This window comes from Streptomyces sp. NPDC031111, assembly GCF_055570675.1.
In genome coordinates this window covers 252,642-267,005 of sequence record NZ_JBVIGS010000012.1, presented here as the reverse complement: position 1 = coordinate 267,005, position 14,364 = coordinate 252,642, and the positions used below count along the sequence as shown (strand labels likewise).

The following is a 14,364-nucleotide window of genomic DNA, read 5'->3' as shown; positions in this document are numbered from 1 at the left end:
ACGAGGCAGACAGTCGGAGCGCTGTACCCGACTCCTCTTCACGCGGCCTTGGCCAGGCTGGACCGGTCCTTGCCGGGCGCGTACCTGACGGGTGTCGCGGGACTGGTCCCGGCTCCTGGTACGCCGTGGCGCGGCCAGAGGAGGAGGGCACCGATCGCTCCTGCCCCGGCAAGGACCGCGAGGACGGACCAGGCGATGGTGAAGCCGGCGCTCGTGCCGAGCCACCCCGCGACGGGATAGGTGATCAGCCAGGCCAGGTGGGAGAGGGAGAACTGGGCCGCGAATGCCTCGGGGAGCGCGTTCCGTCCGACGGAGGCGCGCAGGACCTTGCCGGTCGGTGTGATGATCAGCGCCATGCCGATGCCGATCACGGTCCAGATGATCGCCGTACCGGTCCAGGTGGTGAGACCGGCCGCGATGAGCGTCACCGCGGCGGTCGTGCCACCGACGAGGACTCCGGCGCCGGTCAGCATGACGGTGCGGGCAGTGATCCGGTCCAGGACGCGGGGAAGTACGAGGGCGGCCAGGAGGGTTCCGGCCCCGGAGGCGGCAAGCATCCGGGCGACGTCCGACTGCGAGCCGCCGAGCTCGTCACGGACGTGGTTGACGGTGTTGACGACGACGATCGACCCGGCCGCCGCGACCACGAGGTTGAGCGCCATGACGCCGCGCAGCCGCGGCGTCCTGAGGAAGGTTTTGATCCCCGCTGCCGCTTTGTCCCACGCCTTGGTGTGGGCACTGGGGCGGGCGTCGGGGATGCGCGCCGACAGGACGAGCAGGGCGGAGATGAGGAATCCGGCGGAGGTGCCCAGGAACAGCCGGTTGAAGCTCATGAACGTCAGGGCGACGGCTGCAAGCACTGGGCTGAGCAGACTCTCCATGGTGGAGGCGACCTGGGAGGCGGACAGGGCTCGCGTGTAGTCGGACTCGTCGGTGACGACGTCGGGGATGACGGCCTGGAACGTCGGGGTGAACGCCGCGGAGCCTGCCTGGAGCAGGCCGATCAGGACGTAGACGTGCCAGACCTCGGTGACCAGCGGCAGAGCCAGGACCACCGCACCGCGGACAACGTCGAGGAGGACCAGGAGCGTTCTCCTGGGAAGCCGGTCCACGTACGCGGCAGCCAGCGGGGCTATGACCACGTACAGGACCATCTTGATGGTCAGGGCGGTACCGAGGACCATGCCGGCGCGCGGGCCGGCGAGGTCGTAGGCGAGCAGTCCGAGGGCCACTGTGGTCAGCCCTGTACCGAACAGGGCGATGACCTGGGCGCCGAACAGCCGGCGGTAGTCGCGGATGGCGAAGAGACGCATGGCGGGTTCCTTCCGTGTCCATGCGGCGGGGCACGGCCCCGGGTTGGTGGCCGTGCCCCGCGAGTACAGGCGGGGATGTCTCTAGGCACCGGTGTCGCTCTCCGGTGTGAGGCCGGCGAGCAGGTTGAAGGCGCCGGTGAGGATGTTGAGCGCGACGACGCCGACGACATCGGCTATCGCCCGGTCGCTGTAGCCGTGCTGCCGCAGCGCGATGACCTGTTCGTCGGTGATCGACGTCGGTTCGCGATAGATCTGGACGGCGAGGGTGATGATCGCCGCGATCGCGGGATCGGCCGAGGTGCCCGCGTGGGCTCGCTCGATCTCTTCCTCGTCCACTCCCATGGCGCGGGCGGCACTGACATGCGCGTCGAGGCACAGCCGGCAGCCCTGCAGGGCCTGGACGGCGATCGAGATCCGTTCGCTGATCCTGCGGTCGAGTTTCGCTCGTCCCATGGCCCGGCTGAGCTGGAGGTATCCGCCGAGTACGGCTGGCGAGTGCGCCATCGTGGAGACCATGTCGCCGATCCGGCCATGGCGGGAGACCAGGTCGGCGAGGAGGTCGCGCGAGGCGCCGACCGCCGTGTCGGGCGTGAGTCGGGTCAGGCGGGGCATGCCGCTCCTTCCGATGCGGACGTGTGCGTTCATGCGGTCAGTGGTGTGCGTGGTGGCCGTGGTGGTGGCCGCTGTGCTCGGGCGCGACCGCCTCCGGGCGGGGAATGGTCGCGGTGGCCCGCACCGTGAACTCGGCCGTCCGGACGACGTCGTTGTGCTGGAAGTCCAGGTACAGGCGGTAGGTGCCGGCCGATGGCGCGACCGCCATGAAGGCGATCTCGGGTCCCGGTGCGGTACTGCCGTCACCGGGTTCGCCCTCCGGGTGGACGTGGAGGTAGCCCAGGTCGCCGACCCGCAGTGCCACCAGGTGCCCGTACGCGGCCAGGTAGGGCTGTAGGTCGGTGACGGGACGACCGCTCCGGCTGATGGTGAGTACCAGCTCGCTCGCCTCGCCGGGCAGGAGTTCGCCGTCGAGCGCGACGGTGTACTCGCCGATCCGCGCGATGCCGGTGGCCTCGGGTAGCGGCCGCGGGTCGTACGGCCCGGCGACCGCGACGTCGATCCCCAGCGTCATGGTCCCGTCGTGGCCGGCCGGGTGAACGTCGGCGAAGAACCTCCAGTCCCCCGGTTCCAGGGCCAGTTCGACGCTCCACGTGCCCTTCTCGTCCCTCACCGGGTGCACGTGCTGGAACCCGGACGTGTCACGCCGGACGGCGATGAAATGCAGTTCCTTCTCGTGCTCGGGCACGAACTCGGTCACCGCCCGCCCGTCCGGGCCGGTCACCTTGAAGCGGACCGGTTGCACGCCGGCGGTGAGGATCGTCGAGTCGAGCTCAAGGGTGTACCCATGCTCGGAGACCAACAGCCCACCCGGCTGAGCTCCGCCGTGGCCGCCGTGCGTGCCGTGGTTGGTGTGGCCGTGGCCGGCGTGATTCTTCATGACATCTCCAAGGGTGTGCTGCGCCTTCTGGCGTCGTCCGTTCAGGACGTTGAGCGCAAACATATACCCCCCGGGGGTATGTGTCCACCGCCGAGATCGAATCTCGCAAGAGGGCTTACCGCAGTGGGACGACCGCGCGGAGTCACCTACTTGTCGTCTCCGCGGCGCCGGCGAGCCGGCACGGCTCCCCCGGTGGCGGCTGCCGTGGCCCGACCACTGAACGGGTCAGTGCATCTGCCGACGTCTGGCAGGGAATTGGCGCCGTCAGCTGGCACGCACAGACTGCTTGGCCCCCACTTGGGCGCCCTCTTGCCGGTAGCGCCCGGCGCGTTCGGTGCGGGCGCGGGTGCATCGGGTTGCGGTGGGCATGGGCCCGTCAGCCCACGACGTGATCGATCCAGCGGGAAGGGTTGAGGACTGATCCAGTGCCGATGGCGCGGAGGAAGTCGTAGAAACTCCGCAGCACTTTTCGCTGTGCTCGCACACCGACACCGCGTATGGCTTGCTACCTGTGGCCCACCGGCCGCCTGGCTCGGGCGTCAGGTTCGCAGTACGGACGACGAGCACTCACGCACCGTGCAATGACCGCCAACGCCGTCAGTCACAAAAACATCCCGGAACACCTACCACGTTACGGTGAAAACATGGGCCACCGGCGTGATGAACCCGTGACAAACAGCGCAGACACGCACCTGGACCAGATCCCGGGCTACCCAGGCGGCCCGCTTGTCCACCTTCCAGAGCTTCTCGACGAGCCCTTGTTCTGGTTGGGACACCTATACCCCTGCGTGCTGCACAGCGAGGAGGCCGAGGAACGGGCGCTCGGACTGGCCGACCTTCACCGTCCCCGTGACCGTCGGCCGTCTGCACGTCGTCCACCGCAACCTCAAGGGCGACGCGGGCAGCGACTACCTCCTGCACCACCCCGACTGGGACCGTGCTGAACTTCTCGCCCGCAACGACGGCCACTTCATGGGCCCCGGCCTGTCCTGGCCCGAGTTGACAGCAGCTGCGGGCAACGGCCTGCCCGGTGGCTCCACCACCGACCCTGACAGCCGGCTGCTTCTTCTGTTGCCTGCGTTCGGAGACTTGGCCGTTCCCGACGCGGCAGCCGAGCGCCTTGCAGTCGCGCTACGCGCCCGCAGCGCAGTCGAAAACCCCGAACAACTCGCTGCCACCCTGCTGGAACACCAGGGCCCCTGTAGTCCCGCCCACTGGACCACAACCAACGACGGACAACGGGTCAACGACGGCCACTACTCATACCGCAACCCCACCAACAGCTTCGCCCTGCCGACGGAGCGGCTCGCCCGTATAACGGCCGCGCTGGCTTCCTGATCACACTGCCCTGGGCCCACCCTGCGGTGCGTACCGTGACTGCCGCCTCGCAGTCGTTCTGGATAGCCCGCTTTCAGCGGACTGAGTCCGCGTCGCTTCAGCATGCTGGTTGCTGCTTTGCGGCGTGAGGGTTCGGCCCAAGGACGACGAGGACGGCCATGGAGTCTCTCGCTGGAGGACCGAGTCCTCCTGGCTACCGCACTCTGGCGAACGAACCTGACGCTTCGACAGCTCGCGCCGCTGTTCGGGGTCTCAAAGTCTGCTGCTGGCCGGATCATCGACCACATCGGGCCGCTACTTGCGTTCAAGCCTCGGCGGAGGTTCTGCCGGGACGCCGTGCTGATCGTCGATGGAACCCTTGTTCCGACTCGTGACCACACCATCGCCGAGCAGTCGAAGAACTACAGGTACTCCACCAACCATCAAGTCGTCATCGACGCCGACAGCCGCTTGTGGATGGCTGGTCCACCGTCATCGAACTGCCCGTCGCCGTCGACACCGAGCGGGGCCCGCATCCAGCAAACTACCGGCCGATGAGTGTCAGCGCCTGCGGCGAGAGGCCCAAGGGGAGCCGAGATCAACCAGGAATGAAGTGGAACGGGCCGGTGAGCGAGCCCGTCGCCAGCTTCGGACTCGGAGGCGACTCACTGGCCATGTGCGAATGCCGGGCCATTCGAGCTGCCCGCAGATGCCCATACCTTGGGAATCACGGACAGCTTCAGAGGGCACAGGGGGCAGGAGCCGAAGGCCTGCACCGCGGAATGTCCACGCCGCTGGACAGACACAGCAGCGATCGCAGGACCCGCGGTACAGAACCCACGTTTCCGCAGTTCAGCGCGTCCTTCTCCGCGGCTTCAAGGGTGCGTTCGGCAGTTCCGGCGCGGGCAGGGGGTCCCCGTCGTAGCCGTGGACCTCGCCGAAGCGGTCCCCCTTCATCCAGTCCTCTCGGGCCTGCACGATGTCGTCGTGCGAGCGGCCGATGAAGTTCCACCACATCACGATCTCCTCGTGGAAGGGGGGTCCGCCGAGGAGGAGCAGGCGGGACGGATCCGTCGACCGGTTGGTCAGGGTGAGGGTGGGGCGGCCGGGGGGCGCGTAGCCGAGTTCGGCCGGTTTCAGGTTCGTGTCGGCGAGGAGGACGTCGCCGTTGTCGACGAGGACGCCGTGTTCGAAGGCGGGGTCCACGTCGAGGGTGACGGCGGCGCCCGGGTCCAGGACGACCTCGGCGCCGAGCAGCGGGGTGAAGGTCCGCACGGGTGAGGTGTCGCCGGCGAGCGTGCCCAGGAAGACGCGGGCCTCTCCGCCGTCCAGCGCGACCGGGGTGGGGACGTAGTGCTGGAAGTCCCTGGCCGTGTCGCGGTGCTCCTCGGGCAGCGCCACCCACAGCTGGGCGCCGTGCAGGATCCTGGTGGCACCGGTGGAGACCTCGGAGTGGCTGATGCCGTACCCGCCCGTCATCAGGTTCAGCTCGCCGGGCCGGACGAAGGCGTGGCTGCCGAGGCTGTCGCGGTGCTCGATCTCGCCGCTGAACAGCCAGCTCACCGTCTGGAGCCCGGTGTGCGGGTGCGGGGGTACGCGCATGCCGCCGGACTCGGTGACGTCGTCGGGGCCGTAGTGGTCGGCGAAGCACCAGGCGCCGATGAGAGTCCGTGCCCGCTGGGGCAGGGTGCGCCGCACCCGCATGGCCCGGGGGCCGCCGAGGGGTACGTCCCTCGGGGTGAGGACCTCGATGTCCGGCGGGGGCGGTCCGTCGACGTCCGCACCGCAGAGCGCCTCCGTGGGGTGCGTTTCCGTGTTGCTCATGCGCTCATCCCTCCACCACCCATTGAAAGTTCCACTTTCAACTTTACTGCCGCTGCCGATGATAGCCGCCGGTCAGCCCGACAGCCCGGCGAGCACCTTGTCCGGGGTCAGCGGCAGGTCACGGAAGCGGACGCCGGTGGCGTGGTGGACGGCGTTGCCGATGGCGGCCGCGCTGCCCACGTTGCCGATCTCGCCGATTCCCTTGCTGCCCATCGGGTTGAGGTGGGGGTCGTCCTCGTCGATCCAGTGTGCCTCGACGGCGGGCACGTCGGCGTGCGCGGGCACGTGGTACGACGCCAGGTCGGACTCGGTGAAGTCGCCGAACGCGGGGTCCATCGTGCTGCCCTCGGTCAGTGCCATGCCCAGTCCCATGGTCATGCCGCCGATGAACTGGGACCGTGCGGTGCGGGCGTTGAGGACGCGTCCGGCGGCGAAGACACCGAGGAGCCGGCGCACCCTGACCTCTCCGGTGACGGAGTCGACGGTGACCTCGGCGAAGTGCGCGCCGAAGGCGTGCCGGGCGTAGGGGCTCTCGGCGTTCGCCCGGCCCGTCGTGTCGGCGTGGGCGGTGATGCCGTCGGCGGGCAACGGGCCCGTACGGGCGGCCAGTTGTTCCGCCAGTCCGGTGCAGGCGTCGTGCACGGCCCATCCCCAGGAGGCGGTGCCGGAGGATCCCCCGGCCAGGGGCGCGGACGGCAGGTCGCTGTCGCCGATCTCGGTCCGTACCCGGTCCAGCGGCACGCCGAGTGCGTCCGCCGCCACCTGGTTGAGCACCGTACGGGCTCCGGTGCCGATGTCGGTGGCGTTGACGCGTACGACGTAGGTCCCGTCCGGCAGGGCTCGTGCCTCGGCGGTGGACGGGTAGACCAGGACGGGGTAGGTGGCCGCCGCGACGCCCGTGCCGACGAGCAGGGGTCCCTCGGCGCGGGACCGGGGGCGGTGGTCCCTGCGGTCCCAGTCGAAGCGGCGTGCGCCCTCGCGCAGGCACTCGGTGAGATGCCGGCTGCTGAACGGTTTGCCGCTGTCCGGTTCCCGCTCGGGCTCGTTGCGGACGCGCAGCTCCACCGGGTCCATGCCGAGCGCGTCGGCGAGTTCGTCCATCGCGGACTCGAGGGCGTACATGCCGGGTGACTCGCCGGGTGCGCGCATCCAGGACGGGCTGGGTACGTCGAGACGGACCACCCGGTGGAGCGTACGGCTGCTGGGGGTGGCGTACATGACGCGGGCCGGGACCGCCGCCTGTTCGACGAACTCCTTGATGCGGGAGCTGTGCGTGACGATCTCGTGCGTCAGGCTGGTCAGCCTGCCGTCGTCGCCGGCGCCGAGCCGGAGCCGGTGCAGGGTGGGGGCCCGGTGGCCGACGACGGCCGGCATGAGGCGGCGGGGCAGCGCGACGGTGACCGGCCGGCCGGTCTCCCGGGCGCCCATGACGGCGAGTACGACGTCGGGGCGCGGGGTGCCCTTGGAGCCGAAGCCGCCTCCCACGTGGTCGGCGACGACGGTGATCCGGTCCTCGGGCAGCCGGAACAGCGCGGCGAGCGTGGCGCGCACCGCGGTGCCGCCCTGGCTGGAGGTGTGCACGACGAGGCGGTCGCCTTCCCAGCGGGCCGTACTGGTGTGGGGCTCCATGGGGTGGTTGTGCAGCGGCGGCACACGGTAGTCGACATCGACCCGGACGGGAGCGGCGGCGAAGGCGCCGTCGGGGTCCCCGTACTCGCGGCGGGCGGGATGGCCGGCGTTGGCGGTCTCCGGCTCGTACGCCTCGGGATGGTCCGCGGAGAGCGTCACGTCGTGCTCCTCCACGGCGTACTCCACCCGGACGGCAGAGGCGGCGGCCCGGGCCTCCTCGAGTGTCCGGGCCACGACGAGCGCCACGAACCAGCCCCGGTGGGGCACCCGGGGGTCCTGGAGCACGCCGAGGGTCGGGTCGTCGGGCTCGGCGAGCCGGGGGGCGTTCTCGTGGGTGAGCACGGTCAGCACGCCGGGCAGCTCCCGGGCGGCCGTGGTGTCGACGGCCGTCACCCGGCCCCGGGCGACCGCGGCCGCCACGGGCCAGGCGTGGGCGCGGTCCGGCAGGGGGTGCTCGGCGGCGTAGCGGGCGCCGCCGGTGACCTTCTGGTGCCCTTCGCTGCGTACGGCCGGGGCACCCGAGGCGGTACCGGTGCCGGTCATGAGTCCTCCTGGGGGATGCCGGACGGGGGTCAGGTCCGGGCGGCCGGCGTGAGACGGGTCAGGACGTCCACGGCGAGAGCGCGGGCGAGGGGCACCTTGTAGCCGTTGTCCCGCAGCGGGCGGGCCGCCCGGAGTTCCAGGTCCACGGCGTGCGCGAAGGCGTCCTCGGTGGCCGGGGCGCCCCGAAGCGCGGCCTCGGCGCGTTCCGCCCGCCACGGCTTGTGGGCGAGCGCGCCGAAGGCGAGCCCCACCCGGGCAACGGTGCCGTCGTCGGCCGTGTCCAGGACGGCGGCGACCGAGGCCAGGGCGAACGCGTACGAGGCGCGGTCGCGGGCCTTGCGGTAGGCGGAGGGCAGCGACGCCGTGGCGGCCGGGAGCACCACGCCGGTGATCAGCTCGCCGGGCCGGATCTCGGTGTCCCGCTCCGGATGGTCGCCGGGCAGCCGGTGGAACCGGTGCGCGGGGACGTCCCGGGCGCCGTCGGGGCCGAGCAGTTCCACGCGGGCGTCCAGGGCGGCCAGGGCGACGGCCATGTCCGAGGGGTGGGTGGCGATGCAGTGCTCGGAGTGGCCGAGCACCGCGTGGTCGCGGTGGGTGCCCTCCCGGGCGCCGCAGCCGCTGCCCGGTGCCCGCTTGTTGCACGGCTTGGACAGGTCCTGGAAGTGGGGGCAGCGGGTGCGTTGCAGGAGGTTGCCGCCGGTGGTGGCGGCGTTGCGCAGTTGCCCGGAGGCGCCGGCGAGCAGCGCCTGGGACAGCGCGGGGTAGCGGTCGCGGACCAGCGAGTGGGCGGCGAGGTCACTGTTGCGGACGGTGGCGCCCACCCGCACGGAGCCGTCCGGCAGTTCGTCCACCGTGTCCAGCGGGAGGCGGCTGACGTCGACTAGGACGTCGGGGCGTTCCACGCCCAGTTTCATCAGGTCGACCAGGTTGGTGCCGCCGCCGAGACAGCGGGCGCCGGGATGCGTGGCGAGGGCCTCGGTCGCCTCCTCGACGGTGCCGGCCCGTACGTATCCGAAGGGCTTCACGGGATCACGTCCTCGACGGCCTCGACGATGCGCGGATAGGCGCCGCAGCGGCACAGGTTGCCGCTGAGCCGTTCGCGGATCTCGGCGGCGTCCAGCGGGACGGGCCGTCCCGAGGGGGTGGCGGGGTCGGTGACGTGGGACGGGTGACCGTCCGCGGCCTCGGCGAGGGCACCGACGGCCGAGCAGATCTGCCCCGGTGTGCAGTAGCCGCACTGGAAGGCGTCCCGGTCGAGGAAGGCCCGTTGCAGCGGGTGCGGTTCGTCGCCGCCGTCGGTCAGGCCCTCGACGGTGGTGACCTCGCGGCCGTCCAGGGAGACGGCCAGGAGCAGACAGCTGTTGACGCGGCGGCCGTCGACCAGGACCGTACAGGCGCCGCACTGGCCGTGGTCGCAGCCCTTCTTGGAGCCGGTCAGGTCGAGGTCCTCGCGCAGGACGTCCAGCAGGACCCGCCGGTGGTCGAGGAGGAGGGTGTGCGGCTTGCCGTTGACCTCGAGGGTGGTTTCCGAGCGGTGTGCGTGGGTGGACTCGCTGCTCATGACGGGGATGGCCTTCCGGAGAGGCGGACGGTCAGCCGGCGGTGTCGTCGACGCGCAGCCGCACCTGCTCCTCCAGGCGCCGCAGGCTGGTGTCGAGGGCGTCGCCCACGGCCTTCTCGCCCGGGTCGTGGCTGTCGTCGAAGAAGGAGAGGTGGACCGTCACCTCGCTGGCCCCGCTGCCTATGCCGGCGACCTGGAGCCAGCCGGTGTAGCTGCCCTGCTCACGCGTTCCCCATTCGAGCCGCATCTGGTCCCGCCGGGCGCGGAGCAGGGCGGCGGTGTCCTCGTCGGAGCGGTCCTCGTGCACGGTGACGGCGGGCAGTTCCTCGGCGTGCACGTGCAGTGCCTCGGGCAGCCAGTCGCCCATCCGGTCGACGTTCGCGGCCTGGTCGAAGACGTGCTCGGGAAGCGCGGGCATCGTGTGTGAACGTTCGTACTCGGTCATCGCGGTACCGTCCCTCGGTTCGGGTGTCCGGCGGTCCGGGGCTGCCGCGCGGACAGCCCCGGGACACGGCGTCATTCGTTGCCGAAGACCGCCTTCTGCACGTCGTTGGGGCCGTCGAACTGCTTGCTCCCGGACTGCGTCAGCTTCTTCACGAGGTTGTCGTCCGCGCCGTTGCTCTTCGCCACCGAGACGAGGTCGTCACGGCTGGCGGGGTAGTCGGCGCCCTTCAGTGCCTTCTGGAGATCGATCGGGCTGAGGTCGGCCATGGCAGCCTCCCGTGGTGGGGCGGCGCGGCGAGTCCGCGCGAGGACCGGGCGAGTACCCCGGGCGCCGGGAGGTGATTCAGCCGCGCTCCACGGTCCGACCGAGTAGGCGGCGCCGTTGAACCGAGTACGCGTACTCAGGCGCCGGGGCCGGCCGCACACGAGGCTGACCGGCAGGAACAGTCCCGTCAGTCGGAAGGACGCCCCTTGCTCAGCCGTGCCGCCTCCGTTCTGCTGCCGTTGTTCGGGCGGCTCACCGTCACCCGCGAAGCCGACGGGCCCTTCCCTGCCGGCTGTGTGTTCGTCGCCAACCACGACTCGCCGGCCGATCCGGCGCTGGTGCTGGCCGCCCTGCGCCGGGTGGGCGTGACACCGGTCGTGATGGCGACGGCGGGACTGTGGCGGGTGCCGGTGCTGGGGCGGGCCCTGTCCCGGGAGGGGCATGTGCCGGTGCACCGGGGGTCGGCCCGCGCGGCGGACGCGCTCGGGGCAGCGGCGGAGGTGGTGCGGTCGGGACGCCATGTGCTCATCTACGCGGAGGGCGGCCTGCCGTCGCGCCTCGACGCGGCGAGTGCCGCGCCCCGGCCGTTCCGTACGGGCCTGGCACGGCTCTCGGCCGCCACCGGCGCGCCGGTCGTCCCCGTGGGCCAGGCGGGCGCCCGGCGGCTGGCCTCCGGACCGGTCGGGAAGCAGGTGGCCGGTGTGCTCACCGCCCCGCTGCGCCGGCCGCGTTTCCACGTCCACATCGGCCGTCCCGTGCGGCTGCCGTCCGGCACGGTGCCGGGGACGGCGACAGCGCACCGGGAGGTCAGCGCCGCCTGGCGGCGGGCCGCCCGAGCCTTGGGCGAACCGGCCCGCGAGGGCTGACCCCTGGTGGCCGGGGGTGTCAGCGCGTGATCTGGCCCCCTCAGCCGAAGGCTGGGAGTGCCGGGCGGACGCCCGCGTGCGAGGTCTCGGGCGTTCGCCCGGTGCGGCGACACGGTGCGCCAGGAGTCACGGCGCGGGCGCGACGTGGCGGGCCCCGTCTAGTGATCGTCCGTGTCGGTGCGGTCGGACAGGCGTTCGTAGCGCTGCCGGGCCGCCTGGGGGCTGCGCAGGCCGAGGCCGAAGGCGATCTCCGGCCAGGTCATACCGCGTCCCCGCGCCATCTGGAGGAGTCCGACCTCCAGCTCGTCCAGCTCCGCGCGGGCCCGCGGTACGAGGCTCAGCGCGGCGGTGATGTCCGCGTGGTCCACCTCCGGCTCGCCGTCCTCGGGCAACGCGGCGCCGCTGAGCAGGAACGCCACTAGCCTGACCGCCTCGTGCGGGCCGATCACTCCGGGGTGGACCTGTCGGCGGCGCTGTGCGTCGGTGGCCGCGTGCCGCTCGGCGATGCGGAACAGGGAGGCGTGCACCCGCTGCACCCGCGCCGCGTCGGAACTCGGCGGTGTGAAGGGGTCTTCGGGCTCGGTGGGGGTGTTCGAGGTCATGGCACGAGGATCACAGAGTGAACAGTTTGTTGTCAACGAAATATTTCCCCACCGGTGCCGATGACTTCGCACGCCCCCGCACGTCTACACACGCGAAAGGCCACCCACCGGCCGCGACACACGACGAGACACACGACGAGACACACGACGAGGGGACGACGCCATGAGCGCCGAGCAGACCACCACCGACAACGGCTTCTCCTACGACCTGACCCGCACGCTGGACGCCCCGGTGGGCCGCGTGTGGCAGGCGTGGACCACTCCCGACCAGTACGCCCGCTGGTCGTACGCGGCCCCCGGCTCCGTCGAGTTGGACGTACGGCCGGGCGGCGCCTGGAAGGCCACCATGGTCACGCCGGACGGCGCCCAGGTCCCCCTCACCGGGTCCTACCTGGAGGTCGACGAGAACCGCCTGCTGGTGGTGGGGATGGACGTGCCCGGGAAGCCGGAGCCGACGCGGATGACCGTGGAGCTCGACGAGGACGGCCCGCGGACGCGGATCGCCCTCCGCCAGACCTGCGACACGGTGGAGGAACGCGACATGGCCGAGCAGGGCAGCACCATGCTCCTCGACAGCCTGACCGCCTTCCTGGCCGAGGACACGCGGGCCTGACCGGACTCGCGTGGTCGGACTCGTCCCCTGGTGCGACGCTGGGGTGGACAGGTGCCCGAGGACGAGACCTGGAGGGAGACCGATGGGACGGGACGTCCCGGCGCTCACCTTCACCCGCGAGGACCGCCGCCGCTACCGGATCAAGATGCAGGAGTGCCTCGAGACGTTCGCACGGATGCTGCGCGAGTCACGGTTCGAGGCCGAGCGACCCCAGGTGGGGCTGGAGATCGAGCTGAACCTGGTGGACGACCGGGCCGAGCCCGCGATGCGCAACACCGACGTGCTGGAGGCGATCGCCGATCCGGCCTGGTCGACGGAGCTGGGCCGGTTCAACCTCGAGATCAACATTCCGCCGCGGCGTCTCACGGCGGGCGGCCCCGATTCCTGGGAGTCCGAGATCCGTGCCGCGCTGAACCACGCGGAGCAGCGCGCCAGGTCGATCGACGCGCGTCTGATCATGACGGGCATCCTCCCCACCCTGCGGCAGGAGGACGTCGGCGAGGGGGCGCTGTCGGAGAACCCGCGCTACCGGCTGCTGAACGACCAGATCTTCGCGGCGCGCGGGGAGGACCTGCACATCGAGGTGACCGGCATCGACCGGCTGCGGACCTACGCGGACAGCATCACCCCGGAGGCCGCCTGCACCAGCACCCAGTTCCATCTCCAGGTGTCCCCGGAGCAGTTCGCCGACTACTGGAACGCGGCGCAGGCGATCGCCGGGGTCCAGGTCGCGCTCGCCGCCAACTCGCCCTTCCTGTTCGGCAAGGAGCTGTGGCATGAGACCCGGGTCCCCCTGTTCGAGCAGGCCACGGACACCCGCCCGCAGGAGATCAAGGTGCAGGGCGTGCGGCCCCGGGTGTGGTTCGGGGAACGCTGGATCACCAGCGTCTTCGACCTCTTCGAGGAGAACCTGCGCTACTTCCCGGCGCTGCTCCCGCTGTGCGACGAGCAGAACCCCGCGGAGACGCTGGAGCGCGGCGACATCCCCGAACTCGGGGAGCTGACCCTGCACAACGGCACCATCTACCGCTGGAACCGCCCGATCTACGCCGTCGCCAACGACAAACCGCATGTGCGGGTGGAGAACCGGGTGCTGCCCGCCGGCCCGACCGTCGCCGACACCCTCGCCAACGGCGCGTTCTACTACGGGCTCACCCGCGCCCTGGTGGAGGAGGAGCGGCCGGTGTGGTCACGGATGTCCTTCGCGGCCGCCGAGGACAACCTGCGCACGGCGGCGCGGTACGGCATCGACGCCCGGCTGTACTGGCCCGGGATGGGCGAGGTGCCGGCGTCCGAACTGGTCCTGCGGCGGCTGCTGCCGCTGGCGCACCGCGGCCTCGAACGCTCGGGCATGGACGACGCCTGGCGGGAGCCGCTGCTCGGCGTCATCGAGCAGCGCTGTGTCACCGGGCGCAACGGAGCGGTGTGGCAGAAGGAGATGTTCCGTCACATCGAGACCTCCGCGCACTGCGGCCGCCACGAGGCGCTGCGGCGCATGACACAGCAGTACATCGACTACATGCACCTCAACGCCCCGGTCCACACCTGGCCCGTCGACTGACCCCGGTCAGCCCGGCCGGCGTCCGATGTGGGAGTCGTCGGGGTCGGCCCCGGCGAGGGACGACTCGTCCTTCGGGCGGGCGATGTCGCCCGGGACGGGGGTGCGCTCCTCCTCGACGTGTTTGCGGCCCGCTCCGCGCGACGGCGCGGTCTCCTCCGTGTGGAAGGAGCGGCGCGCGCTCGGGTTCTCCTCCTGCCGTCTCTCGTCGGCGTCCGGGGACCAGCCGTGGTGTCCGGTCCCGTGGTGACGACCGGCCCCGCGGCCCCGCGACGGCTTGCGTTCCTCGGGCATTCGTCGGCCCACCTGTCCGCTCTCGTGGGGGCACCGGACCCTT

The 14,364-nt window shown here is 71.3% G+C and carries 15 protein-coding genes and 1 pseudogene; 5 read left to right on the top strand and 11 right to left on the bottom strand.

Going from position 1 to position 14,364, the window contains the following annotated elements; translation table 11 throughout:
• Positions 1-38 precede the first annotated feature (38 nt).
• From ACZ470_RS25215 to ACZ470_RS25205, 3 genes are all read right to left on the bottom strand, one after another.
• Entirely contained in the window at positions 39-1,313 is a 1,275-nt protein-coding gene (locus ACZ470_RS25215) for an MFS transporter (protein WP_468430662.1), read from the bottom strand.
• 81 nt (positions 1,314-1,394) lie between these two features.
• The gene (locus ACZ470_RS25210; protein ID WP_468430660.1) at positions 1,395-1,925 is read right to left on the bottom strand and encodes a carboxymuconolactone decarboxylase family protein; all 531 of its coding nucleotides are present in this window, start codon (positions 1,923-1,925) and stop codon (positions 1,395-1,397) included.
• Between the two features lie 37 nt (positions 1,926-1,962).
• On the bottom strand, positions 1,963-2,805 hold the full coding sequence (locus ACZ470_RS25205; RefSeq protein WP_468430658.1) for a hypothetical protein: 843 nt from the start codon (positions 2,803-2,805) through the stop codon (positions 1,963-1,965).
• Positions 2,806-3,654: 849 nt separating this feature from the next.
• On the opposite strand from ACZ470_RS25205, the gene ACZ470_RS25200 reads away from it, so the two are divergent.
• Together ACZ470_RS25200 and ACZ470_RS25195 are read left to right on the top strand one after the other, a co-directional pair.
• Positions 3,655-4,143 carry a hypothetical protein gene (locus ACZ470_RS25200; RefSeq protein WP_468430656.1) on the top strand — a complete coding sequence of 163 codons (489 nt, stop codon included), beginning with the start codon at positions 3,655-3,657 and terminating at the stop codon, positions 4,141-4,143.
• A gap of 26 nt (positions 4,144-4,169) precedes the next feature.
• Positions 4,170-4,596, top strand: a pseudogene (locus tag ACZ470_RS25195) (transposase family protein); the annotation flags it as partial.
• Positions 4,597-4,974: 378 nt separating this feature from the next.
• On the opposite strand, the gene ACZ470_RS25190 reads toward ACZ470_RS25195, so the two are convergent.
• The 6 genes from ACZ470_RS25190 to ACZ470_RS25165 form a co-directional block, all read right to left on the bottom strand.
• Positions 4,975-5,946: a pirin family protein gene (locus ACZ470_RS25190; protein WP_468430654.1), complete on the bottom strand. Its 972-nt coding sequence runs from the start codon at positions 5,944-5,946 to the stop codon at positions 4,975-4,977.
• Positions 5,947-6,018: 72 nt separating this feature from the next.
• On the bottom strand, positions 6,019-8,118 hold the full coding sequence (locus tag ACZ470_RS25185) for a xanthine dehydrogenase family protein molybdopterin-binding subunit (protein WP_468430652.1): 2,100 nt from the start codon (positions 8,116-8,118) through the stop codon (positions 6,019-6,021).
• 29 nt (positions 8,119-8,147) lie between these two features.
• A complete protein-coding gene (locus tag ACZ470_RS25180; protein WP_468430650.1) occupies positions 8,148-9,143 on the bottom strand; it encodes an FAD binding domain-containing protein in 996 nt (331 codons plus the stop codon).
• Entirely contained in the window at positions 9,140-9,679 is a 540-nt protein-coding gene (locus ACZ470_RS25175) for a (2Fe-2S)-binding protein (RefSeq protein ID WP_468430648.1), read from the bottom strand. The genes ACZ470_RS25180 and ACZ470_RS25175 overlap by 4 nt, the downstream gene beginning before the upstream one ends.
• Positions 9,680-9,710: 31 nt before the next feature.
• Complete coding sequence (locus ACZ470_RS25170; RefSeq protein WP_468430646.1) at positions 9,711-10,124, bottom strand: SRPBCC family protein; 414 nt, start codon at positions 10,122-10,124, stop codon at positions 9,711-9,713.
• Between the two features lie 71 nt (positions 10,125-10,195).
• Positions 10,196-10,390, bottom strand: a complete 195-nt coding sequence (locus tag ACZ470_RS25165; protein ID WP_468430644.1) for a DUF2795 domain-containing protein — start codon at positions 10,388-10,390, stop codon at positions 10,196-10,198.
• Between the two features lie 204 nt (positions 10,391-10,594).
• On the opposite strand from ACZ470_RS25165, the gene ACZ470_RS25160 reads away from it, so the two are divergent.
• Positions 10,595-11,254: a lysophospholipid acyltransferase family protein gene (locus ACZ470_RS25160; protein ID WP_468430642.1), complete on the top strand. Its 660-nt coding sequence runs from the start codon at positions 10,595-10,597 to the stop codon at positions 11,252-11,254.
• Between the two features lie 158 nt (positions 11,255-11,412).
• Here ACZ470_RS25160 and ACZ470_RS25155 read toward each other — a convergent pair whose 3' ends face one another.
• Positions 11,413-11,856: a DNA-binding protein gene (locus tag ACZ470_RS25155; protein WP_468430640.1), complete on the bottom strand. Its 444-nt coding sequence runs from the start codon at positions 11,854-11,856 to the stop codon at positions 11,413-11,415.
• Positions 11,857-12,019: 163 nt separating this feature from the next.
• On the opposite strand from ACZ470_RS25155, the gene ACZ470_RS25150 reads away from it, so the two are divergent.
• Both ACZ470_RS25150 and ACZ470_RS25145 read left to right on the top strand, forming a co-directional pair.
• A complete protein-coding gene (locus ACZ470_RS25150) occupies positions 12,020-12,469 on the top strand; it encodes an SRPBCC family protein (RefSeq protein ID WP_468430638.1) in 450 nt (149 codons plus the stop codon).
• An 82-nt stretch (positions 12,470-12,551) separates the two neighbouring features.
• Positions 12,552-14,030: a glutamate-cysteine ligase family protein gene (locus ACZ470_RS25145; RefSeq protein WP_468430636.1), complete on the top strand. Its 1,479-nt coding sequence runs from the start codon at positions 12,552-12,554 to the stop codon at positions 14,028-14,030.
• Between the two features lie 6 nt (positions 14,031-14,036).
• Here ACZ470_RS25145 and ACZ470_RS25140 read toward each other — a convergent pair whose 3' ends face one another.
• Complete coding sequence (locus ACZ470_RS25140; protein WP_468430635.1) at positions 14,037-14,321, bottom strand: hypothetical protein; 285 nt, start codon at positions 14,319-14,321, stop codon at positions 14,037-14,039.
• Positions 14,322-14,364: the final 43 nt, after the last annotated feature.